The sequence below is a fragment of the Clostridium moniliforme genome, assembly GCF_017873235.1.
GTDB lineage: Bacteria > Bacillota > Clostridia > Clostridiales > Clostridiaceae > Clostridium > Clostridium moniliforme.
Window position 1 is genome coordinate 241,623 of sequence record NZ_JAGGJZ010000002.1, and the last position, 25,269, is coordinate 266,891.

22 protein-coding genes and 1 other annotated feature (1 of these 23 cut by a window edge) are annotated in these 25,269 nt (G+C 24.3%); of the genes, 19 read left to right on the forward strand and 3 right to left on the reverse strand.

Features of this window, described 5'->3' with window-relative positions; translation table 11 throughout:
* The first annotated feature begins 2 nt into the window (after window positions 1-2).
* The 7 genes from J2Z53_RS04490 (at window position 3) to J2Z53_RS04520 (ending at window position 7,582) form a co-directional block, all read left to right on the forward strand.
* Window positions 3-1,814 (forward strand): DUF262 domain-containing protein, encoded by a 1,812-nt coding sequence (locus J2Z53_RS04490; protein ID WP_209796042.1) that lies wholly within the window; start codon window positions 3-5, stop codon window positions 1,812-1,814.
* 102 nt (window positions 1,815-1,916) lie between these two features.
* On the forward strand, window positions 1,917-2,156 hold the full coding sequence (locus tag J2Z53_RS04495) for a DUF7662 domain-containing protein (protein WP_209796043.1): 240 nt from the start codon (window positions 1,917-1,919) through the stop codon (window positions 2,154-2,156).
* Window positions 2,157-2,241: 85 nt separating this feature from the next.
* Entirely contained in the window at window positions 2,242-2,595 is a 354-nt protein-coding gene (locus J2Z53_RS04500) for a hypothetical protein (RefSeq protein WP_234925770.1), read from the forward strand.
* Between the two features lie 545 nt (window positions 2,596-3,140).
* Window positions 3,141-4,322: a NupC/NupG family nucleoside CNT transporter gene (locus J2Z53_RS04505; protein ID WP_209796044.1), complete on the forward strand. Its 1,182-nt coding sequence runs from the start codon at window positions 3,141-3,143 to the stop codon at window positions 4,320-4,322.
* Window positions 4,323-4,501: 179 nt separating this feature from the next.
* Window positions 4,502-4,816, forward strand: coding sequence for a nucleotide pyrophosphohydrolase (locus J2Z53_RS04510; RefSeq protein ID WP_209796045.1), 315 nt, complete (start codon window positions 4,502-4,504; stop codon window positions 4,814-4,816).
* Window positions 4,817-4,827: 11 nt separating this feature from the next.
* Window positions 4,828-6,456, forward strand: a complete 1,629-nt coding sequence (locus J2Z53_RS04515) for a DUF2075 domain-containing protein (protein ID WP_209796046.1) — start codon at window positions 4,828-4,830, stop codon at window positions 6,454-6,456.
* A gap of 151 nt (window positions 6,457-6,607) precedes the next feature.
* Window positions 6,608-7,582, forward strand: coding sequence for a tRNA dihydrouridine synthase (locus J2Z53_RS04520; protein ID WP_209796047.1), 975 nt, complete (start codon window positions 6,608-6,610; stop codon window positions 7,580-7,582).
* Between the two features lie 52 nt (window positions 7,583-7,634).
* Here the strand turns inward: J2Z53_RS04520 and J2Z53_RS04525 are convergent, their stop codons facing one another.
* Entirely contained in the window at window positions 7,635-8,099 is a 465-nt protein-coding gene (locus J2Z53_RS04525) for a GreA/GreB family elongation factor (protein ID WP_209796048.1), read from the reverse strand.
* Window positions 8,100-8,282: 183 nt separating this feature from the next.
* Here J2Z53_RS04525 and J2Z53_RS04530 point away from each other — a divergent pair, with 183 nt between their 5' ends.
* The 8 genes from J2Z53_RS04530 (at window position 8,283) to J2Z53_RS04565 (ending at window position 15,360) form a co-directional block, all read left to right on the forward strand.
* Window positions 8,283-8,786, forward strand: a complete 504-nt coding sequence (locus J2Z53_RS04530; RefSeq protein WP_209796049.1) for a hypothetical protein — start codon at window positions 8,283-8,285, stop codon at window positions 8,784-8,786.
* Window positions 8,779-9,522, forward strand: coding sequence for a hypothetical protein (locus J2Z53_RS04535; protein WP_209796050.1), 744 nt, complete (start codon window positions 8,779-8,781; stop codon window positions 9,520-9,522). Before J2Z53_RS04530 ends, J2Z53_RS04535 begins: the two co-directional genes overlap by 8 nt.
* Window positions 9,523-9,748: 226 nt before the next feature.
* The gene (locus J2Z53_RS04540; protein WP_209796051.1) at window positions 9,749-10,252 is read left to right on the forward strand and encodes a GNAT family N-acetyltransferase; all 504 of its coding nucleotides are present in this window, start codon (window positions 9,749-9,751) and stop codon (window positions 10,250-10,252) included.
* 190 nt (window positions 10,253-10,442) lie between these two features.
* Window positions 10,443-11,150, forward strand: coding sequence for a LytR/AlgR family response regulator transcription factor (locus J2Z53_RS04545; RefSeq protein WP_209796052.1), 708 nt, complete (start codon window positions 10,443-10,445; stop codon window positions 11,148-11,150).
* Between the two features lie 582 nt (window positions 11,151-11,732).
* Window positions 11,733-12,476, forward strand: a complete 744-nt coding sequence (locus J2Z53_RS12835; protein WP_234925771.1) for a sensor histidine kinase — start codon at window positions 11,733-11,735, stop codon at window positions 12,474-12,476.
* Window positions 12,477-12,488: 12 nt separating this feature from the next.
* Entirely contained in the window at window positions 12,489-13,256 is a 768-nt protein-coding gene (locus J2Z53_RS04555) for a YhfC family intramembrane metalloprotease (RefSeq protein WP_209796054.1), read from the forward strand.
* 99 nt (window positions 13,257-13,355) lie between these two features.
* Window positions 13,356-13,748 (forward strand): DUF3887 domain-containing protein, encoded by a 393-nt coding sequence (locus J2Z53_RS04560; RefSeq protein ID WP_209796055.1) that lies wholly within the window; start codon window positions 13,356-13,358, stop codon window positions 13,746-13,748.
* A gap of 229 nt (window positions 13,749-13,977) precedes the next feature.
* Window positions 13,978-15,360 (forward strand): L,D-transpeptidase family protein, encoded by a 1,383-nt coding sequence (locus tag J2Z53_RS04565; protein WP_209796056.1) that lies wholly within the window; start codon window positions 13,978-13,980, stop codon window positions 15,358-15,360.
* A gap of 65 nt (window positions 15,361-15,425) precedes the next feature.
* Here J2Z53_RS04565 and J2Z53_RS04570 read toward each other — a convergent pair whose 3' ends face one another.
* Both J2Z53_RS04570 and J2Z53_RS04575 read right to left on the reverse strand, forming a co-directional pair.
* A complete protein-coding gene (locus J2Z53_RS04570) occupies window positions 15,426-15,581 on the reverse strand; it encodes a hypothetical protein (RefSeq protein WP_209796057.1) in 156 nt (51 codons plus the stop codon).
* A 71-nt stretch (window positions 15,582-15,652) separates the two neighbouring features.
* Window positions 15,653-16,201 carry a flavodoxin family protein gene (locus J2Z53_RS04575; RefSeq protein ID WP_209796058.1) on the reverse strand — a complete coding sequence of 183 codons (549 nt, stop codon included), beginning with the start codon at window positions 16,199-16,201 and terminating at the stop codon, window positions 15,653-15,655.
* Window positions 16,202-16,515: 314 nt separating this feature from the next.
* Between J2Z53_RS04575 and J2Z53_RS04580 the strand changes: the two genes are divergently transcribed.
* The 4 genes from J2Z53_RS04580 to J2Z53_RS04595 all read left to right on the forward strand — a co-directional run bounded on the left by J2Z53_RS04580 (window position 16,516) and on the right by J2Z53_RS04595 (window position 25,150).
* Window positions 16,516-17,679 carry an AI-2E family transporter gene (locus J2Z53_RS04580; RefSeq protein WP_209796059.1) on the forward strand — a complete coding sequence of 388 codons (1,164 nt, stop codon included), beginning with the start codon at window positions 16,516-16,518 and terminating at the stop codon, window positions 17,677-17,679.
* A gap of 297 nt (window positions 17,680-17,976) precedes the next feature.
* Complete coding sequence (locus tag J2Z53_RS04585) at window positions 17,977-19,704, forward strand: ABC transporter ATP-binding protein (protein WP_209796060.1); 1,728 nt, start codon at window positions 17,977-17,979, stop codon at window positions 19,702-19,704.
* On the forward strand, window positions 19,704-21,500 hold the full coding sequence (locus J2Z53_RS04590; RefSeq protein WP_209796061.1) for an ABC transporter ATP-binding protein: 1,797 nt from the start codon (window positions 19,704-19,706) through the stop codon (window positions 21,498-21,500). Before J2Z53_RS04585 ends, J2Z53_RS04590 begins: the two co-directional genes overlap by 1 nt.
* Before the next feature lie 413 nt (window positions 21,501-21,913).
* The gene (locus J2Z53_RS04595) at window positions 21,914-25,150 is read left to right on the forward strand and encodes an MMPL family transporter (RefSeq protein WP_209796062.1); all 3,237 of its coding nucleotides are present in this window, start codon (window positions 21,914-21,916) and stop codon (window positions 25,148-25,150) included.
* 59 nt (window positions 25,151-25,209) lie between these two features.
* Window positions 25,210-25,269: a binding site (T-box leader), on the forward strand (it continues 203 nt past the right edge of the window).

Below are 25,269 nucleotides of genomic sequence, written 5' to 3' on the forward strand. Positions count from 1 at the left end.
AAATGAGTAATGATTTAAAAATAATATCAGTAGCACAGATATTTGATAATATTAGATACATAGTGCCAATTTACCAACGAAATTATGCTTGGAGTGAAACTCAAATAGTACAATTAATTGAAGATATTGAAAGTTATATTGATGGTTATAATAAAAACTATTTTTTAGGAAATTTAATTGTTAATGAAACTGATAATAATGTTTATGAAGTGATTGATGGACAGCAAAGATTAACGACTTTATACATTATTGAGAAGTATTTAGAGATGGTATTTGATAAAGAAGCATTACGTTTTGAGGCTCGTGAAAAATCAAATAGCACTCTTTCGTATCTTAGTAACAGTAATAATATTGAATTAATTGAGGAACTATCATCAGCAGAAATCTTGAATGGTTTTAAAATTATTAAAAACTATTTCAAAAATAAAAATATGGATAAAAGTAGTTTTGTCAAAAAGCTAAAACAAGTATTTATTGTTCGAATTCAAGTTCCAAAAAATATTGACCTAAACCATTACTTTGAAGTTATGAATACCCGTGGAGAACAATTGGAACTTCATGAAATTGCTAAAGCTAAGCTATTAGAAGTTCTTGAAAGTGAACAGGATAAAAATATAGGAAATTTGATTTGGGAAAATTGTTCTGATATGAATTCATATGTTCAGATGAATTTTGATATTGATGTAAGAAAAAATATTTTTACAGAGAACTGGAGCAGTTTAGATAAATCAATTAAAGATTTTGATTCTATAAAAAGTAAAATCTCAACAGGAAATGAATTAACAGATAAAAAATCTTTGATTGAAATATTAAAAGAAAATAAAAGGCTTAATGTATCAACTACACAATCAGAATATGAAAATGAACGTTTTGAATCAACTATTTCATTTCCAAACTTTCTACTACAAGTTAATGCTGTTATAAGAAATTTGGGAGAAGAAGATGTAAGTCTTGATGATAAACACTTTCTTGATAATATATCTTGGGCATGGTCATCATCTGAAAAAGCAAAAGAGTTTTTATTCCATTTATTGAAGTGTAGAGTATTATTTGATAAATATATTTTAAAACGTGAGTTTGCTAGAGACTATAAAGAAAGTGGTAAATGGTCACTACAGCGTTTAGAGAAATACCAGGATAACAAGAAAAATAACGATAAACCTAAATATGTTGGTACATTGGGAGAGGAGGGTAATGATAATAAGAAGCTACGAACACTTCAATCATGTTTACGTATTACTTATACATCACCCAAAACTATGCATTGGATTTCTGTTGTTCTATCTAACTTGTTAGATAATGAGAAAGTTGATATTATTGCATTGTTAGAAGGATATTGTAAGAAGAAGGTTTCTGATTCTGATTATAAAAATAGAAGTGGTTTTGGAATTGAAAGAATTGTATTTTCTTATCTTGATTATTTAATTTATAGAGATGGTTATTCATATGAGGGAAAAGAAATTATATCACCACTTCAAGATGATTGGCAATTTCAATTTAGAAATTCCATTGAGCATTTCCAACCACAACATCCATTAGAAGGGGAATGTTGGGCTAAAGATGACTTGGACGGATTTGGTAATTTAGCTTTAATAACGATTTCTGGGAACTCTAAGTTTTCTAATTTGCCACCTGTTGGAAAAATAAATTCATATCCAAGTATAATTAATCAAAGTCTTAAATTAAAAGTTATGGAAATAGTTACAAGGTTTGATGATGGAAAGTGGACAGAAGAAAAGTCAAGGAGACATAGAGCAGAAATGTTCAACATTTTGGAAAATGATATGGACAACACTTTAGGTGATTATATGTAACAGATTAAAAAATTTAAGAGACATATTATTACCAAAACTTATGTCAGATGAAATAAGAGTATCTTTAGATAATTAAAGAAATGCTATAGGAGGGGATTTAAGATGAGTAAGTATGATTTATTAAATGAATATTTAAGTAATTGCAGAAAAGAAAAATTAACATTAACAATAAAGCAAATTGAGGATATATTAGGGTTTAAATTACCAAATACAGCTTATACCAAAAATGCTTGGTGGGGAAATAATGATAATAGACACGTTCAAGCAAAAAGTTGGTTACAAAGTGGTTATAATACAAAAGACATTAAATTAGGTGAGAGTGTTACATTTATAAAGATATAGAAATTAAAAATTTATATAGAATCTTTACTTAGTTATAATTATAAATTTTAATTAATAGTTTTAAGCTTGATTATAAGGAGGATATATGAGAAGAATATTATTTTGCAATATAGCATGGATGGAAAAATATAAAGGGGTTACTGATGATGATATTCCTGTTAATGGAGGAAGTTATTTAGATACAACGCAGGATGCACATGAAGCTTATAACTTTGATTCTGTAAGATTTGATGAAGAAGAGGAAATTAATTACTGTTTAGGCTTTTTTGAAACTAAATCAACTAATGGAAGTTGTAAAAACCAACTTCATATAGAAAAGATTGATAATAACTTAGGGTGCCAAGAGTTTCAAAGAAAAATGGTCCATCATATGGCTTTGGACAAGCTAATGTTTGGTTTGCAAATGAAAAAAATAATGAGGCTAAGGATAGATATTTAAAAAAATTAATTGAGCAAATAGATAATTATGATGGAGATAATTATATGTTTATATAAATTTTTTATATTTTGTAGTAGGTTAAGGATAATTCAAAAGAAATTGATAAACAAATTATATAAAAAATATTTTTGTATAAATTTACATATAAGCACTTTTTTACAATTGTTTAAGGAAAACGATTATAAAAAAGTGCTTTTTAATATTTTAAAAATTATTTATATAAAATTTATTAATATGTTAGCTTGTAATTATTTTCAAATTTGTTCTTTAAAATAAATATCCATTAAAATATATACTTTTACTTAAGTACTATATGAACAAAATTTGAAATAGTTCTTTACAAATATTAAATAGAAAATTATAATAGGTATGTTTGTGCTTATGGCGAAAAAAATCGAAAATGATAAAAATATTTTAAATTTTTAAAATATAATCATAAATTAAAATAAAATAATATAAAAAATTTACTGAAATAAAATGTATTTATTACATCTTATATAGAACATAATAATGTTAAAATATTGTATTTAAGAAGGAGTAAAAAAATGAAGTATATTATTGGAATTATAGGACTAATTGTTGTTTTAGCACTTGCCTGGATTGCAAGCAGTGGTAAGAAAAATATAAAAATCAAGCCTATTATCATAATGCTTATTTTGCAATTTGTTTTTGGTTTTGTTTTATTAAATACTGGAGTTGGAAATTATTTAGTAGGTGGTATAGCAAATGGTTTTGATTCATTGCTTAAATGTGCTGGGGAAGGAGTAAATTTTGTATTTGGTGGATTAGTTAATAATAATCAATTTTCATTTTTTATTAGTGTTCTTTTACCAATAATATTTATTTCAGCTTTAATTGGTATTTTACAATATTTAAAAATATTACCTTTTGTGGTAAAAGCTATAGGATTAGTTTTAAGTAAAATTAATGGAATGGGTAAGTTAGAATCTTATAATGCAGTAGCATCAGCAATACTTGGTCAATCTGAAGTATTTATTTCAGTAAAAAAACAACTTGGATTGTTACCTAAACATAGATTATACACTCTTTGTGCATCAGCTATGTCAACAGTATCTATGTCAATTGTTGGTTCTTATATGGTTCTTTTAGAACCTAGATATGTTGTAACAGCACTTGTTTTAAATTTATTTGGTGGATTTATTATAGCATCAATTATAAATCCTTACACTGTAACAGAAGAAGAAGATATTTTAGTAGTTGACGAAGAAAAGAAGCAAACATTTTTTGAAGTTCTTGGGGAATATATATTAGATGGATTTAAAGTAGCTGTTATAGTAGCTGCTATGTTAGTTGGTTTTGTAGCAATAATTGCTATGATTAATATGATATTTAAGTGGATATTTGGTATTAGCTTCCAAGAAATATTAGGATATGTTTTCTCTCCATTTGCATTTTTAATGGGTGTACCTTTAAATGAATCAATACAAGCTGCAAGTGTAATGGCTACTAAATTAGTATCTAATGAGTTTGTTGCTATGAATTTATTAAAAACTGGAAGTATACATTTATCAGCAAGATCAATTGGTATTGTTTCTGTATTCTTAATTTCTTTTGCAAACTTTTCATCAATTGGAATTATATCAGGAGCAGTAAAGGGGCTTCATGCAGAACAAGGAAATGTAGTTGCGCGTTTTGGATTAAAATTATTATATGGTGCAACATTAGTAAGTATATTAACAGCAACTATTGTTGGATTAATTATATAAAATTAGAATAATACATAATATCACAAAAAATAGCAGTAATATTTCAAAATATTACTGCTGTTTTTTTATGGAAATATAATTTGGACAAAGTTTTTAATTGTAATATAATTATATTTAGAAATAACACTAATATTTGATTTATATACAAATAAAAGGGAATAAAGGTGAGGATTATATATATGGATAAAACAATAGAAAGAATAAGAAAGTTTAGAAATGATAGAGATTGGTCAAAGTTTCATACACCAGAAAACTTATCTAAGGCAATAAGTATAGAATCTGGAGAATTATTAGAACATTTTTTGTGGGATGATAATTTTAATAAAGATGAAGTTTGTGATGAATTAGCAGATGTAATTATTTATTGTATGCATATGGCAGATTCTTTAGGTGTAAATATAGAGGATATAATAAATAAAAAAATGGATAAGAATGAAAAGAAATATCCAGTTGAAAAGTGTAAAGGTACAAGTAAAAAATATACTGAGTTATAAAAGAGGCAATTATGGGATTAATAAAAACTTTTGATTATAAGGAAGAATTATTAGATAATATTAAAAAATATAAATATGGTTTGAATTGGCCAGTTGTATATATTATAAGAAATTCAAAAGAAGCTTACGTTGGAGAGTCTACTAGAGTTTATAATAGAAGTTTAGAACATTTGAAAAATGATGATAGAGTTAAGTTAAATATAATTGATATTATTGCAGATGAAGATTTTAATAAATCTGTAACTTTAGAATTTGAATCATTATTAATTGAATATATGTCAGCTGACGGAAAATATTTATTGCAAAATGGTAATGGAGGACTAAGTAAACATAATTATTATGAGAAGGAGAGATATGTTAAAAAATTTGATTCTATTTGGAAGGAATTAAAGGAAAAACATATTGTAAAAAGAGGTTTATTTGAAATTAGAAATAGTGATTTATTTAAATATTCTCCTTACAAATCATTAACAGAGGAGCAATATGAAGTTGTACAAGATATAGTAAAAAGTATAATTAATAATAAAAAAAGTAATCATTTAATTCAAGGAGAACCTGGAACTGGAAAGACTATTGTTGCAATTTATCTATTAAAATATCTAATAGAGAAAAAGGAAACAAAAAATTTAAAAATTGGATTAGTAATTCCAATGACATCTTTAAGATCAACTTTAAAGAAAGTATTTAAAAATATTAAGAATTTAAAAGCAAATATGGTTTTAGGACCTTCAGAAGTTGTTGGTAAAGATTATGATATATTAATTGTAGATGAAGCTCATAGATTAAATAGAAGAGTAAATATAACTAATATGAAATCCTTTGATGATTGCAATAAAAAGCTTGGTCTTAGTAAAGAGAGTGATCAACTTGATTGGATAAGGCTTTCAACTAAACATATGATTTTATGTTATGATAGAAATCAATCAATAAAACCTTCAGATGTAAGGCCTGAAAAATTTGAAGAAATAAATTTTGAAAAGCATAAAATTACTTCTCAAATGAGAGTTTTGGCTGGAGAAGATTATATAAACTATATTGAAAATATACTTAATGAAAGGCAAGAAGAATCTAAAAGGTTTGGAAAATATGAGGTATATATTTTTGACGATTTAGGTGAAATGTATAAAAAAATAGTAGTTAAAGATAGAGAATATGGGCTTTGCCGTATGATTGCTGGATATAGCTGGGAATGGAAAAGTCAAAAGAATCCTAATGACTATGACATAATAATAGGAAAAGAGAAGTTTAGATGGAATTCTCAAACCAAAGATTGGATAAATTCAGATAAATCTTTACAGGAGATTGGATGTATTCATACAACGCAAGGTTATGATATAAATTATGCAGGTGTAATACTTGGAAATGAAATAGTTTATAGAAATAACAAAATAGATATTATTAAAGATAATTATTATGATAAAAATGGTAAGCGTACAATAAATGATAAGGATGAATTGAAAAGATATATTCTTAATATATATAAGACTCTATTAACTAGAGGAATTAGAGGAACATATATTTATGTTTGTGATGAGGAATTAAAGACATATTTAGAGAATTATATACCTAGATTTAAATCAAAAGTTAAAGTTATGGAAAAAGAGATTGTAGAAGATAATATTATTAAAGTAAGATACTAAAATATAAAATAAAGGATGGAATTTTTATCCATTTATTTGTTAAAAACTTTTTTAATAAATTTTTACTATGATAAATAGAATAATTTAATGTAGATAGCAATAAAAAACATTGATATAATATTTTTTAGAATATGTACAAAGGAGACATTAAATGAAATACTATTTAGCGCCAATGGAAGGAATTACAGGACATATATATAGAAATTATTATAAAAAGTTTTTTGGTAACATTGATAAATATTTTACACCTTTTATTGTTCCAAATGAAAGTAGAAGTCTTAAAACAAAAGAATTAAGAGATATATTACCAGAAAATAATAAAGATATTAATATAGTACCTCAAATACTTACAAATGATTCAGAAGGTTTTATTAATACAGCTAGAAAGTTACAACAATTAGGATATAATGAAATTAATTTAAATTTAGGTTGTCCATCTGGAACAGTTGTCTCAAAAAATAGGGGGTCAGGATTTTTAGCTAAAAGAGAAGAACTTGATATATTTTTAGAGGAAATATTTAAAATAGATGATATGAAAATTTCTATAAAAACTAGAATAGGAAAAGATAATCCGGATGAATTTTATGATCTTATAAAAATTTATAATAAATATCCTTTAGAAGAATTAATAATTCACCCAAGAACAAGACAAGATTTTTATGGCAATAAACCTAATTTAGAAGTATTTAGGGATGCATTATCTTTAAGCAAAAATTCAGTATGCTATAATGGAGATATTTTTACTAAAGAAGATAATGATAAGTTAATAAAGAATTTTGAAGAAGTAGATAAAATAATGATTGGCAGGGGAATATTAGCTAATCCTGGTTTAATGAATGAAATTAAAGAGGATAAATTTATAGATAAAAAAACATTAAAAGAATTTCACGATGAACTTTTTAATAAATACAGAGAAGTATTTAATGAAGATAAAAATGCGATTTTTAGAATGAAAGAATTATGGGGATATATGATTTACATATTTTCAAACAATAAAAAGTATGCGAAGAAGATTAAAAAGTCTAAAAATTTAATTGAGTATAATCAAGCTGTTTCAAGTCTTTTTTTAGAACAAGAAATTATAAAAGGGGCTGGGCTATTTAGTAATATTAAAGAAAATTTATAAATAGTTACATAAAAAAGCTAACATAAACAATTATGTTAGCTTTTTTATAAAATTATAATATTTCTAAAACTTCAACAGTGTAATTTTCACCAGGTGCATTAACTTCAACTACATCTCCAACCTTTTTTCCAGATAAAGCTTTTCCTAAATCTGATTCGATACTTATAAGCATATTTTCAGGGTCTAAATCCATTGTAGTTACAAGAGTTACAATAGCTTCATAATCATCTTCAACAAATTTAATTTTAGCTTTACTATTAATTCCAAGAACTGATTTATCTATAGTATCTTCATCTATTACAGTAGCTGTAGAAATCATAGTCATTAAGTATTGTATTCTATTGTCATTTTCTCTATAATTTGCACAAGCTTCTTTATATTCAGCATTTTCTGATCTATCACCATGGGCAGCTGCAACTAATTTTTCTTTTGCGATTTCTGCTCTTTTTACAGTTAGTCTATATTCTAACTCTTCTCTTAATTTTTTTATGTTTTCTTCTGTTAATTTATTATTCATAAAGCAAAATCTCCCTTAAATATAATATATCAATATATATAAAGTATATATAATAAAATGATAGATGACAACAAAGGGAAGGGATCAATAAATAAATTTATTATAAAAAATAATAAATTAAGAGTCATGAAAACTTAACTATATATCATATATTAACATGTAATAATTGTTTGAGGTTAATATATGGAATGGTTAAATGTAAGTTCAGTTGATGAATTAAAGAAATTTGGGAAAATGAAAAATGTTATGTCTTTAATAAAAAAAGATATAGAAAATTTATTTAAAGATAAAAAATGCAAAGAAAAAAATATAGTATCAATGATTGTTATAAAAAGTAGAAGTTGGACAAGTCTCTATGAGAAAGTAGTAGCATTAAGAGAAGTAATTTCTTATGTAAATGATACTATTATTTTAAAAAATACAGCTATAGAAAATAATAATGATTGTAATGAATATTTTAATGATAAAGCATCAGAGTATATTTTTTATTTGTTAGAGTTAAGTGGAAAAGCTAGGGCTGATAAATTAAATATACAATTAAAACATTATTCAAATAAAAAAGAAGCAAAGAAATGGAGAGATTCTATTGCTAAAGTAATTCATCCAGATAAGTGCAAAAATAAACAGGCAAATAAGGCTATATCTAAATTAAATCAATTATATGAGGACATGATAAATAATGAGTAATAAGGATAATGATAGCAATTCAAAAGAGATAGTTTTATTTGAAAATCATGTAATAGATATGAAAGTTGAAATACCAGATAAACCTGAAAGTGCCCATAAAGGAACATGTACAAGGGTGAAAAATGCTTGGGTAAACTTTTCACACATGGATGACAAGGGGAATGTGTGGGTAGATGCAGAAAGGCTATCTGATATATTAAGAACAAGCAAAGCTATAGCTAAGCATACAGTTGTAAATATAGATGATAAAGATATTTTAAGAAGTGGAAATAAAATATATATTAGAGCCTATGAAATAAGAAATATAATTGATAAATTTATTCAAAATGAAAAGGTGTGTAAAAGAAAAGATTACTTGAAATATTCAGAGCAAATATATATGGCAATAAGAGATTGTGATAGTGCTGAAGTTTTAAGAACAAGACATAATGAAAAATTAGAAGATGCTAGAAAGAAATTAAAACACAAGAGAATTAAAAAATACAATATAGAGTATGATGAATTAACAGGAGAAAGATTAATTAAAAAAACAGCAGAATTTTCTCATATTAGAAGCTTTGCTATATATACTGAAATTGGAGCAGATATAGAAAATGGTTTAATAGTAAATAAAGAAACACATAAAATCATTACAAATAAATCTATTTGTGATGAAGTAGAACTTTATAATCTTTGTTTAGATGAAGGATGGAATATAGATTGGTACAATAGATATAAAAATTATTATAATATTTAACTTTATAAAGATTAAATAAAATAAAGTAATGAAAATATACTACGTAATTTTAAAGTAGTATATTTTTTTATTGATTTTAGCAATAATTATAAATTGAAAATTAATATAAGTAATTAAATATAGAAATAATAAAAAATTAAAGTTTTAATAAAAGAGTTTACTAAGGGTAACAAGATTTGGTATAAAATAATTAAGAGTAATAAAAATATTTAAAAAGGAGAATGAGATGATAATTAGAAAATCTTTAAAAGAAGATGTTAAAGATATAATGAAAATTATTAATAGAGCTAAAGAGTTTTTAAAAGAAAATGGGGTAGATCAATGGCAAGATGGTTATCCTAATAATGAAACAATAGAGAGTGATATTTTAAATAATGATAGTTATGTAGTATTAAAGGATAATAATATTGTAGCTACTTTAGCAATTTCCTTTGATGGAGAGAAAACTTATGATGTTATTTATGATGGAAAATGGCTAAGTAATGGAAAGTATGCTGTTATTCATAGAATTGCTATAGATAATGAATATAGAGGAACTGGTGTATCATCTTATATTTTACAAAAGGTTTATGAGATTTGTTTAGATAATAATATTCATAGTATTAAAATAGATACTCATGAAAAAAATATACCTATGCAAAAGTTACTTAAGAAAAATGATTTTAAATACTGTGGCGTAATTTACTTAGAAGATAATAGCAAGAGAATAGCTTTTGAGAAAGTTTTTTAGAAAATAGGTTGTAATATAGAGTTTAATTGTTTTTAATAAACTTACATTAAATGTAGGTTTATTTTTTTCTGTATTTTATGTAAGAAAAACCATACCTTATGCAATCCATATTGTAATTAAAATTCTTTAAATATATAATTTAAATAACCTAGGATACAAAATTTAGAAATTACACTGGTGGAGAATATAAATGATAAAAATTGGAATATGTGATGATGAAAAAAATATTGTAGATAGAATAGAAAGTTATATAAATAATTATAAAGATAAAACATTTAATATAATTACTTATAATAGTGGAGAAGAGCTTTTAAAGGAAAAAAGGTATCTTGACGTAATATTTTTAGATATTGATATGCCTAAGATAAATGGTATTGAAACAGCAAAATTTATAAGAAAATATGATAAAAATGTAAAAATAATTTATGTAACAAGTTTTACTGAATATGTTAATTTGGCCTTTGGAGTACATGCTTTTGGATATTTAAATAAACCTATTAATGAAGAGGATATACATAAGCAATTAGATGAAGTTATTTCTTATTTAAATGAAAAGAAAGAGGAAGAATTTATTGAGTTTGTTACTACAGAAGGGGTTTTAAGATTAAGACCAAAGGATATATATTATTTTGAATATACAAATAGAAAAGTAAATATTAAAACAAAGGATAAAGTTTATGTTTTAAAGGAAAGGATAACAAAAATTGCGGAAACTATGAGTAAATACAATTTTTTAATGCCTCATAAAAGTTTCACTGTTAACTTATTTTATGTAAAATCCATAAAAGGTTATGATATTTTTATGATGGATGGAAATATAATTCCATTATCTCAAAAGAAGTCAGTAGAATTTAGAGAAAAACTAAATATATTTTTAGAAAATTGTATTTTGTTTTAAAGGTAGGGTAAATTTATGTTAAATAATTCTATACAAATTTTAGAACAAATAATAGCTATTTTATTAGGATTCTTTTCTACTTATATAATATTTGATTTTATGAAAAGATTTAAAAGAAATATATATCATAAAAGGTATGTTTACATACTAGCTTATATAATATTTACAGCAATTCTTTTTATAAGTAATATATTTTTTACTGGAACAATAAATTTAATTTTAAGTTTATTAGGAACAGTTATAATAGGACATTTTCTTTATAATAATGAAAAAATATATATTTTATATTACAGCATATATGTAATGGTTTTATTTTCCCTCCAAATTATAGTGTCTGTAGTTTTTAATATAGCTTGTTATTATTTTAATATTAATTTTTATAACATAGAGATTTATGGAATTACACTTTCTATAATAATTCAATTTACTTATTTAAGTGTTTCAAGGTTTTTTATAATATGTTTTAAGAATAAAAATATAAAAAGAATAACCAAAATACAATACTTAAATTTCTTTGTACTGCCTTTGTTTAGCATAATTTATATTAGTACTTTAATGATGTACATTCAAACTTATATGTCTATGGAGGATTTGATTTTATTATTAATAAATATTTTATCTATTGTAGTTTTAAATCTTTTTATTACTAATATTTTTGAATCTATATCAAAGAATAATGAACTTAAAAATAAAATAATGTTATATGAAGAGCAGTCTAAAATGCAATATGAATATTATAATTCACTAGAAAGTAAGTATAGAAGTTCTAGAAAAACAATTCATGATATAAAAAATCATTTACAAACAATAGAGAATTTGTATAGGACAAATGAATATGAAAAGGGGAAAGAATATACAAAAGATATGTATTTACTTTTAGAAAAGTTTTCCAAAAAGAAATATACAAATAATAAAGTTTTAAATGTTATTATAAATGATAAGTTTTTAAAGGCTAAAGATTATAATATAGAATTTATTTGTAAAATAGGTAATGTAAATTTAGATTTTATAAAGGATATAGATTTAACTACAATTTTTGCAAATCTTTTAGATAATGCTATAGATGAAACTAAAGAAATAAAAGATAGTAAGAACATAACATTAAAAATAGACAAGTTTAATGAGTTTATTGTAATTAATATAATTAATTCATTAAATAGTAAACCTATAAAAGGAAAGAAGTTTTTTAAGACAACTAAAAAAGATCACAAAGGATTTGGACTTGAAAATGTGAGTATTACATTAGAGAAGTATGAAGGTAATATGAGAATTAATTATGATGAAGATAAGTTTAAAGTAAATATAATTATTCCAATTAATAATTAGGAGTTTAATATTATGAAATTTACAGCTTTAATGATATGTTTTTTTATAAATATAATTATAAGTTTTGGAATTCCTATAGGCGCATTTATATATTTTATAGTAAAGAGGAAAAGATGTATAAAGCCATTTATTGTAGGGATAATAGTATTTTTAATTACACAAGTATTTTTAAGAATACCACTACTTCAAAATGTTTTAATAAATATGGATTGGTATAATAATTTATCCGTTTTTTATCCTGTTTTATATGCTTTATTTTTAGGTATTACAGCAGGGATTTTTGAAGAAGGTGGCAGATATTTAGGATTTAAACTAGCTTTAAAAAATAATAGAAGATGGATAGATGGGATTGCTTTTGGATTTGGACATGGAGGAATAGAATCTATACTTATTGTTGGATTATCTAGTATAAAAAATTTAATTACATTAATATCTTTAAATAATGGAGCTTACTTAGGGGGAAATGCTGAAAGTTTAAAATCATTATATTTAGAATTAAGCAATATAAATGTATTATTTGGAGGAATTGAAAGAATATCAGCAATTATAATTCATATAGGATTAACACTTATAGTTTTATATGGAATTAATAAAAAGCAAATTAGATATTTAATATTAGCAATAATAATACATGGTGCTATAGACTTTATGTCAGGAATATTTGTAATGAGTGGAATGAGTATAGTCTTTAGTGAACTTTTAATTGGAACTTTTGACTTAGGTCTATTAATTTTTACAATTAAGTCTAGAAAGTTATTTAAAAATTTAAAAATGTTTTAAAAAAACTGCGATTTTATATGAAATTTTAAATAAGGCTATGTTTTATGTAAGTATTAATTTTAAATAGCCTTAAATGAATATTAAAGGAGTGTATTAATAATGAAAAAATTTGTATCTATTTTAGCAATACTTTTTTGTGTAAGTTTATTTGTAGGGTGCGGTGCTTCAAAGTTAAGTTCTAATTATAGTGAAGATAAGTTAAAATCAGCATCAGAAAAGGTAATAACTAATTTAAACAATGGAAAATATAAAGATGTAATTAATATTGGTAGTGATGAATTAAAGAAACAATTACCAGAGGCAAAACTAAAAGAAGCCTTTGAAGGCGTAAAAAATAAAGTTGGTAAGTATGAAAGTATAGAAAAGATGTCCTTTCAAGAAAAGGATGGTGTTGCTGTAGTTATAGCAATAGCTAAATATGAAAATGGAAAGGTTCAGTTTACATTATCTTATGATAAGGATATGAAACTAGTAGGAATTTATATGAAATAAAAATTTTATAAAGTATAAATATATGGGGAGATTGTAAAATTTGCAATCTCCTATTTTTATAAATATTATTAATAAATTTAATATATAAAACATATTATAAAATGTGTTAGCATTTTTATTTAAAAATATGATAAAATAAGTATTATATGGGATAATATTACAAGAATATTTTGCGGTGAAAATATTCTTAAAGGTTAATGTATATGTGTGTTCAGGGGGATTAGTCATTATGAGAAAAAAGAATAGAAATAGAAAAATTATGATAGGATTTATAGTTTCTTTTTGTATTTTAACTGTCATATATTTTGGTATGTCCATATATTTTAAAAGTCATTTTTATTTTGGAACAAAAATAAATTCTATTAGTGTGTCTGGTAAAACTGTGGAAGAGGCAAAAAATAAGATATTATCAGAAGCGAATTTGTACAAGCTTGAATTAGAAGGTAGAGAAGATATGAAAGGAGAAATTAATGCTTTTAATATTGATTTAAAATATAATTTAAATGATGAACTTTATAAAATAAAGGATAATGAAAATCCCTTTGCTTGGATAATTAAAATTTTTACTCCAAAGAATTATAATCTATCTAATATAGTTTCTTATAATGAAAATTTACTGAAAAAATCATTAAACAATCTAAGTTTTTTTAATGAAGATAATATAGTTAAGCCAAAGGAGCCTAAATTTAATTACAATAATAAAAGTTATGAAATTATAGATGAAGTATCAGGAAATAAAGTAAATAAAGAAATTTTATATAAAAATGTATCTAATGCAATTATAAATGGTGATAAAAAAATAAATTTAGAAGAAATTAATTGTTATGATTCTCCAAAATATAAAGCAGATTCAGATGAGGCTAAGAAAACAAAAGAAAATCTTGATAAATATGTATCAACGGTAGTTACTTATACATTTCCAAAAGGAAAAGAAACTATAGATGGTGATGTAATAAATAAATGGATTAAAGTTGATAAAAGTTTAAAGATAAGTTTTGATAAAGATAAAGTTAAAGAATATGTAGATTCTCTTGCAAAAAAACATAATACTTTTGGAAAACCTAGAGATTTTAAAACTTCACTAGGCTCAACTATACAAGTTAGTGGAGGAAACTATGGTTTTGCAATTGATACTTCAGAAGAAGTTAAAGACTTAATAGAAAATATAAAAAAAGGTGAATCTATAACTAAAGAACCTAATTATCTACAAACAGCTCTATCAACTAATGCTAATGATATTGGAGATACTTATGTAGAAATAAATTTAACTAAACAACATATGTGGTTTTATAAAAATGGTAAGCTTATGACTGATGGTCCAATAGTTACAGGAGATATAAGTAAAAATTATGGAACTCCAGCTGGAGTTTATAGATTAACTTATAAACAAAAAAATGCAATATTAAGAGGTGAAAATTATGCAACTCCTGTTACATTTTGGATGCCATTTAATGGAGGAATAGGAATTCATGATGCTACATGGAGAAGAAGTTTTGGAGGCAATATTTATAAAACAAATGGATCTCACGGTTGTATAAATACTCCATATAATGTAGCACAAATAATATTTAATAATATTCAAGATGGAACTCCTGTAATTTGTTATTTTTAGTTTGTATAAAATTATTAAAATAAAAAGGCTTTACTTAAAATATAAAGTAAGGCCTTTTATTTTGATTAATTTATATGTTGACTTTGAAAACCTTCACGTTTAACTGAATGTTTTTTATTAGTTCTATTATGATTTTTTCCTTCTTCACTAGTTATAGGAGTTTGATAATTACATTTTTCCATTCTAGAACTTTTATTATCTGGCTGACTATCCTTTGTCATCTTTTCACCTCCACTAAGTATTAAACTTAGTATTTCTAGAAAAGAATAAAAAAATACATTATAAAATAATATTAGTCATTAATTTTATTTATTAAGAAAGCTACATTTTCAGAGAATCTTTCAACAGTAGAAATGCCCTCTTCATCTTCTAAAGCAGTTCCTTCCTTTCCAGCAAATACAATATTCCAATAAGTTGAACCTGGAACTATCATATCATTTGTAAGATAGAACATCATCATTTCTTCAATAGATGATGTAAGTCCTCCACGTCTAGCAACTGCTATTGGTCCTCCAACCATTCTTGACAAGAACCTTCCATTATCTTTAGATGCCATTGCTATTCTTTGAAGTGCAACCATAAGTTCGCCTCTTACAGTTCCCCAGTATACAGGACCTCCAACTATAAGTCCTTGTGCATTTTTAATTTTTTCAATTATTTCATCAAATCCATCAGTAGATTTATCACTATTACTCATACAATCTTTTACATCTAATCCTGCTATAGAAACAACTTCTGCTTCTACTCCATTTTTTCTTATAACATCTGCACATCTTTTTAGAGTTGTTACAGTATTTCCATTAGCATTTGGACTTCCACTTAATAATATTACCTTTTTCATTTTAACATCACCTTAATTATTAATATTTGCAAATTTTTCTATATTTAAATGGTAATCCTTTAAAATTTTTATGTCAATAATTAAAGGTTAATGTTTAAGTAAGTAATTATTTTATATTTTTTATTAAAAATCAGAATCAATTTTTTCTTTTAATCCTTTTTGATTTTTAATCTTAAATTAGTTTTTATATAATTACATCAAAAATTAAATTTTTATAAAATATATGCTATAATTAACAAAGATAGAAATATAAATAAAATTACCAATAATGGTAAAAATAAATGTGTCATTTGAAGTAAAATAAGAGGTGAAAAATGAAGATCGATTGGAACAAAAAATATAATACAATAGCTGTTTATGCATTTATTGTAATTTGTGCAAGTATTGTTTTTTATTTAGCAATATCACAAATGGGTTCTTTAATGAGCAAAATAGGAAATGTAATATCTATACTTAAGCCATTTATTTTAGGATTTGCTATGGCTTATATTTTAAATTTTGTTTTAAAGTTTTATGAAAATAAAGTATTTGAAACAAAAACTTTTAAAAAGATTAAGATGAAATCAAAAAGGGGCTTAGGATTATTATTTACATATGTTACTGCCTTTGTATTTATTGGACTGTTTATACAATTTGTACTTCCACAATTAATTGATAGTATTGTTGGACTTGTTAATGATGTACCAGTATATATAAAAGATGCAAATAATTTTATTAATGAAACAATAGGTAATCTTGATATACCAGAGCATTATTTAACTTTAATAAATGAAAGATTTAATGGCTTAATAGATTATATTATAAAGACTTCAACAAATTTAATTCCTATGTTTGGATCAATTTTAACTGCGTTTTTATCAAGTATTTGGAATATAATATTAGGACTTATAGTATCTATTTACCTTTTAATAGAAAAGGAAAAGTTTTTTGCTTTAAATAAAAAAATGACTTATGCAATTTTACCTAGAAATGTAGCAGATAAAACTATAGAGTTAACTCATAGAAGCAATGATACTTTTGGTAAATTTTTAATTGGTAAAATATTAGATTCATTTATTATTGGTATAATAACTTTTTTAACATTAACAGTTGTTAAAATGCCATATTCACTTTTATTATCAGTAATAATAGGTATAACAAACATAATTCCTTTCTTTGGACCATTTATTGGAGCAATACCATCAGTTATAATAGTTTTATTTGTTTCACCAGTTAAAGCATTTTGGCTTATAATTATAATATTTATAATTCAACAAATAGATGGAAATATTATAGGACCTAAAATACTTGGAGACTCAATTGGTATATCAGCTTTCTGGATTTTATTTTCAATATTAGTAGCTGGAAAGTTCCTTGGAGTAGTAGGAATGATTATAGGAGTTCCTTTATTTGCAATTATTTATTCTATAATTAAAGAAATTATAGAGGGTAAATTAAAGAAAAAAGGATTAAAATTTGAAACTAAGGACTATATGTAAATATTATATTAGTCTAATAATAAATTAATAGATTAAATTAAAATATAAAAAGTTACTACTAAAAAATGTAGTGACTTTTTTATATTTATTTTTATATTATAAATTAATATAATTATTATTTAATTTTATATAATATTATTTTGCTAAAAGACTGTTTAAGAAATAAAATATATCTTAAACAGTTTTTAAATTAATTGCAATTTTTGCAAAAAACATTAGAAAAAATTATATTCATTGTGTAAAATATTAAGTAAATATTTATTTAAAATATAGTTTAAAGAGGGAGGAGATTAGATAATGAAATTAATTTTAAATTATTTAAAAAGATATAAAGCATTAATTGCACTAGATATTCTGTCGGTATTTGGATTTGCATTAGTTGAACTTGGAATACCAACAATAATAGCAAAAGTTATTGATGTTGGGATAGTTCATAATGATGTTTCCTACATTAAAAAGATGGGAACTGTAATTATAATAATTTCTATAATAGGTGTTCTTGGAACTATATTACTTGGATATTGTTCTGCTAAAATTTCTACAAGTATGACTAGGGATATTAGAAATGATATATTTGAGAAGTCACAGGAATTTTCACATAGTGAATATGATAAATTTGGAATATCCTCTATGATTACTAGAACAACAAATGATGCTTTTCAACTACAACAGTTTGTAAATACAATTTTAAGAGTAGCATTTATAACACCAGTAATGTTTACTATAAGCTTAGTTATGATAATAAAAACAAGCTTACCACTATCTTTAGTTTTGGCTATAACAATTCCATTTATAGTATTGGGAGTAATAATTGTAGCTAAAATATCTCATCCAATGTCAATTAGTCAACAAAAGAGTTTAGATAAATTAAATCGTATATCTAGGGAAAATCTAACTGGAATTAGGGTTATTAGAGCTTTTGGTAATGATAATCATGAAGCAGAAAGATTTAAAGATACTAATGAAAGTTATACAAATATTTCTAAAAAGTTAAACAAACTTATGTTAATTACTCAACCTACTTTTTTCTTATTATTAAATCTAGCTATAATTGCAATTTTTTGGATTTCAAGTAAAATGATAAATTCAGGAACATTAGAAGTTGGTCAATTAGTTGCATTTATAGAATATTTATTTCATGCAATGTTTTCTATTATGTTATTTTCTTTAGTTTTTGTAATGTATCCAAGAGCAGAGGTTTCAGCTAGCAGAATTCAAGAGTTATTAGATGAAAAACCTCTTATTAAGAATCCTAAAAATGGAGTAAAAGATACAAAGGAAAAAGGATGTATAGAGTTTGATAATGTTACTTTTACTTATCCTTATGGAGAGGAAGCTGTACTTAAAAATATTTCTTTTAAAGCTAAAAAGGGAGAAACAATAGCATTTATAGGAAGTACTGGTAGTGGAAAAAGTACATTAATTAATTTAATTCCAAGATTTTATGATGTTACAGAAGGTAGTATTAAAATAGATGGGGTAGATGTTAGAGATTATGATTTAAAAGCTTTAAGAAAAAAAATCGGATTTATACCTCAAAAGACATTACTATTTACAGGAAGTATAGGAGAAAATATTAAATTTGGTAAGAAGAATGCTAAGACAGGAGAAGTTGAATACTCAGCTAAGGTTGCTGAGGCTTATGAATTTATTTCAAGGAAACCTCATAAATTTGATGAAGAGATAAGTGAAGGTGGATCAAATGTTTCTGGTGGTCAAAAACAAAGATTATCTATAGCAAGGGCAGTAGTTAGAAAACCAGAAATATATATTTTTGATGATAGTTTTTCAGCCTTAGATTTTAAAACAGATGCAATGGTTAGAGAAAAATTAAAGGCAGAAACAAAGGAATCAGTAGTTTTAATAGTTGCACAAAGAATTAGTTCAATTTTAAATGCAGATAAAATTATAGTTCTTAATGAAGGTGAAGTTATAGGAATTGGTACTCATAAAGAGTTACTTAAAAATTGTAATATTTATTATGAAATTGCTACATCTCAACTTACAAAGGAGGAATTAGCATAATGAATAGATTTGAAAAAATAAAAACTAATTTAAAAAAGTTTTCTCCTTATGTAAAAAAATATAAAAGAGGATTTTTATCTGCTATTTTATTTATAGTTATAGCAGCTATAATAAGTGCAATTTCTCCAAAGGTTGAAGGTCTTATAATTACTAGACTTACAGATGATGTAATTGAAATAGCAAAAGGAATACCTGGAGTTAGTGTAAATTTTAATTATATTTTTAAAATACTTGTTATATTAGCTTGCTTTTATATTTCATATACACTTTTCACATATGCTGCAACATTTTTATTAACAAATGCAATTCAAAATACTATGAGAGATTTAAGAAATGCTGTTCAAAATAAAATTAGAAAACTTCCTATAAGTTATTTTGATAGCAACAGTTATGGGGATGTATTAAGTAGAATCTCTAATGATGTTGATACAATTTCTAATGCATTTCAACAAAGTTTTAGCCAAGTAATTAATTCTATATTAGCTGTTGTGCTTGCAGTTTCAATGATGTTTACAATTAATATAACTATGACACTTATAGCAATACTTATAATTCCTATAAGTTATTTTGTTTCAAAATTTATTGTAAATAAATCACAAAAATTATTTGAAGGACAGCAAAATGCTTTAGGTAAATTAAATGGTAAAGTTCAAGAAATGTATACTGGATTTAATGAAATAAAGTTATATGGAAAAGAAGAAGATTCAATAAGAGAGTTTAAAGAAATTAATAATGAACTTTGTAATAATGGATTTAAGGCGCAGTTTGTATCTAGTATGATGTCTCCTTTAGTTTCCCTTGTAACATATTTAGGAATAGCAGTTATGGCAATTATAGGACCTATATATGCTATAAAGGGAATAATTACAGTTGGTAATCTTCAAGCTTTTATTAGATATATATGGCAAATAAATCAACCTTTATCTCAAATAACTCAGTTATCTTCAAGTATACAGGCAGCCTTTGCAGCAATAGAGCGTGTATTTGAAATATTAGATGAAAAGGAAGAGAGTAAGGATCCAGAGCATCCAATTAAAATAAAAAAATTACGTGGAGATGTTACATTTGAACATGTTAACTTTGGATATAATGATGATAAAATTCTTATAGAAGATTTAAATGCAGAAATTAAAAGTGGGAAAATGGTTGCAATTGTTGGACCAACTGGAGCTGGTAAAACAACCTTAATTAATTTATTAATGAGATTTTATGATGTTAAAGGTGGAGCTATAAAGATAGATGGAATAGATATTAGGGATATGAAACGTGAAGATTTACGTTCAATGTTTGGAATGGTTCTTCAAGATACATGGTTATTTAATGGAACAATTTATGAAAATATTGAATATGGTAGATTTGGAGCATCAAAAGAAGAAATTATTAAAGCCGCTAAAATAGCAAATGTACATCACTTTATTAAAACTCTTCCAGATGGTTATAATATGTTCTTAAATGAAGAAGCATCAAATATATCACAAGGAGAAAAACAATTATTAACTATAGCAAGAGCAATAATATCAAATCCTTCTATTCTTATATTAGATGAGGCAACTAGTTCTGTTGATACTAGACTTGAAATATTACTTCAAAAAGCTATGGAAAATATAATGAAAGGAAGAACAAGTTTTGTTATAGCTCATAGACTTTCAACAATTCGTAGTGCCGATTTAATCTTAGTTATGAATGAAGGTAGTATTATAGAGCAAGGAAATCATGAAGAACTTATGGAAAAGGATGGCTTTTATGCAAAACTTTATAATAGTCAATTTTCAGATATAGAAGAAAATATCAATTAATATTAACAATTAATTGATAAAGTAAAAAATAATTTTTGAAGTATTAAAAAGCTGTAGAGAAACTACAGCTTTTTTGTATAAAAAATTATTAATAATATATTTACAGTAAATTATATTATTTATATGAAATATGATTATAAATTTAATTTTTAAATTAATAATTACTATAAAATAATATAAATTTTTATAAATTATAATAGAATTACTTTGAAATTAAGTTATTTACATATAAATTACAATTAAAAGAACCAATACCTTATTAAAATATATTAAAAATTTATATATAAAATAATTAAATTATAAACTATTTTAATAAAGCTAAATTTAAAACTTATCTTTATTTTTAAAAAATTTCTCTAAAGTGATATATTTCTTTATATACCTAATAATAAAATGAAAAGGGGGTATTATATATGGAAGAAGGTAAAAGTAAGAAGAGATTAAAGAAATTCTTTAGCTTTATAACATTAATATTATGGTGTGTAGTAGTTTTAATATTATTATTTAATTCTCCGTCTCTTAGTAAGTTAGTTACTAAAAAAGGTGGAATACAATTACCAGACGACTATTCATCAAAAATTTCTACTCTTTTAAAGGAGAATAATAAATTTAATAGTAATGATAGTTATATAGCTGTATTTCATTCTAATAATGGATTAAATGAAAGTGATAAAGAAAATATTAAGAATACTATTGAAACCTTAAAAAAGGATAAATCAAGTATTTATATAAAGAGTGTAGTTGATAGTTTTGATACTCCACAGCTAAAATCTCAGTTAGTATCAGAAAATAATAAAACAATAATTGCACTAATTACAATAGATCCTAATGGGGCACAAACTAATACTATAAAGAAAGCAATAGATAGTAAATTAAAAACACCAGGGGTTGAAACATATCTTACAGGAGAAAAATTAATAGAATCTGATGTTAATTTAGCAGCACAAAGTGGTCTTAATAAAACACAAAATATAACAGTTGCATTTATATTTATTGTATTAATAATATTATTTAGATCAATTGTAACCCCATTTATACCTTTATTAACTGTAGGTATTAGCTATCTTGCATCACAGTCAGTTGTATCAATTTTAGCTTTTAAATATAATTTTCCTCTTTCAAATTATACGCAAATATTTATGATTTGTATAATGTTTGGAATAGGAACAGATTATTCTATTTTACTTTTAAATAGATTTAAAAGAGAACTTGCAAATGGAAAAGATAAATTTCAGGCTGTAAAGATTACATATAAAACAGCAGGTAAAACTGTATTATCTAGTGCTACTCCTGTATTTGTAGTATTTGCTTCATTAAATTTTATAGGATTTAATTTATACAGAAGTGCAGTGGCTGTTGCTATAGGAATAGTATTTTTAATAATTGCATTATTTACAATATTTCCATCTGTTATGATGCTTCTTGGCAAAAATATTTTTTGGCCAGTTAGAAAGAAAATTTCAGTTGAAGAAAATAAGTTATGGGGAAAACTTGGAAGTTTTGCCTTTAGTAAGCCAGTACAAACTTTAATAATTATAGTAATAATTCTTATAGTCCCAATATTATTTAATAATTGGAATGAATCATTTAATAATTTAAATGAAATAGGAGATAATTATTCATCTAAAAAAGGGTTTAATATTGTAGCAGATGATTTTGGAATAGGAAAAGCTTCACCTGTATCTATATATATTCAAAATGCGGATGACATGAAAAAGCCAGAATATATAGCACTAATAGAGAAAATATCAAACAACCTAAAAAATTCTAATAAAGATGTTAATTCTGTTTTAAGTGTTACAAGACCAACAGGTGATAGACTAGATCAAATATACGTAAACAATCAAGCAGGAGATGTTTATAAAGGAATAAAAAAAGCAAATGGTGGATTAAATGAAATTAAAGATGGATTAAATAAAGCAGGAAATAAAATAGACAGTTCCAAATCAAAATTAAAGACTGCAGAAAAGGGAACAGAAACACTAGAAAATGGAACATTAAAAACTAAAAGTGGTGTAAATGAACTCCAAGATGCTTTAAAAGAATTAGAAAATAGCATTAATTTAGAACATAATGGTGCAACAGAATTAAAAGATGGAGTTGATAAGGCACAAAAGAAATTAAATAAATTAAAATTAAGTAAAAGTGAAATAGAAAGTGCTTATAATGATATAACTGGTAGGGTAAGCAATATATTAGATAAGGTAAATAAATTTAATAATATAGCTAATAGCTCAGGAATTGTAAATGTTGATAGCAGTCAATTTAAGGATGTTTTATCATCAGTAAAAAAAGACTTAAATGCATATTTAGCAATGCATCCTGAAGCAGCTAAAGATAAAAATTTCAAAAAGTTTGTTAATGATATAAATACTTTATCAAATAACACAAATAATATACAAGGAAAATTAAATAAAAATGTATTTGATCAAATAAAAGATTTAAATGGAGATATTGAATTTCTAAATAATTCAATGAAAGAATTAAATAATAAAAAGGATCAGATAATGAATGATTTAAATAAATTTAATTCAGGAATTTCACAAGTTGAAAGTGGATTAAATGCTTTAGATTCAGGACTTGGTAAATCCTCAAAGGGTGGAGAAGAAATACTTGGAAAGGTACCTGAAATTTCAGATGCTTTATCTAAGATAGCAAATGGACAAGAACAGATAGAAGATGGGTTTAAAAAATTTTCAAGTGAAGTAAATGAATTATCAGAAGGATTAAAATCAGGTTCTAATGGTATAGAAGAAATACAAAATGGACTTAAATACGCTAATGGTTTTATTAATGATTGGTCTAATCTTTCTTATAATATTTCAGGAATATGTGTTCCAGTACAAATATTTAATAATAGTGAATTCCAACAATCATTAAATCAATATGTAAGTTCTAATGGTAAGCTTGCAGTTATTAATGTAATAACAGATAAGAATCCATACTCTAATGAAGCTGTAAATGAAATTCCACAGCTAGAAAGTGTTGTAAATGAAAGTATAAAAGGAACTAATTTAGAAAATGCAAATATTGGTGTTGGAGGAATTGCAAGTACAACTTATGAAACTAAAATGATGGCACAAAAAGATTATAATAAGGCATTGATTTTTGTAATAATTGGGGTATCAATAGCTTTAGTTATAATATTAAGATCTTTAGTAATGCCAATTTATTTAATGGTATCACTTATATTAACTTATTTTACATCATTAAGTATAATACAATTTGTTGTAGAAAAAATAATGGGCTATCCAGGAATATCATGGATAACATCTTTCTTTGGATTTGTTGTCCTTATGGCTCTTGGAATAGATTACTCAATATTTATAATGACAAGATTTAATCAAGATGATAATAGTGATATAAGAGAACGTATAATAACAACAATGAGGATGATGGGAGGAGTAATATTATCTGCTGTAATTATATTAAGTGGAACATTTGCAGCACTAATTCCATCAGGAGTATTATCTTTAGTTGAAATATCAATGGTTGTTTTAACTGGTATATTACTTTATGTTGTAGTTATATTACCTTTATTTATTCCAGCAATGGTAAGAATATTTGGTAAAGCAAATTGGTGGCCATTTAGAGTTATTATAGAAAAAGATAGTAAAGATAATGAAATTAATAAAGAGAATATTAAATAAAAAAATCATATTGACAAATAATTTTAAATAATATAATATTAGATAAATAAATTTTTTAAATAAATTCTGTGAAGAGAAAAAGTAAATTATAATATTGTTCCAAAGAGAGTTGGCATTTT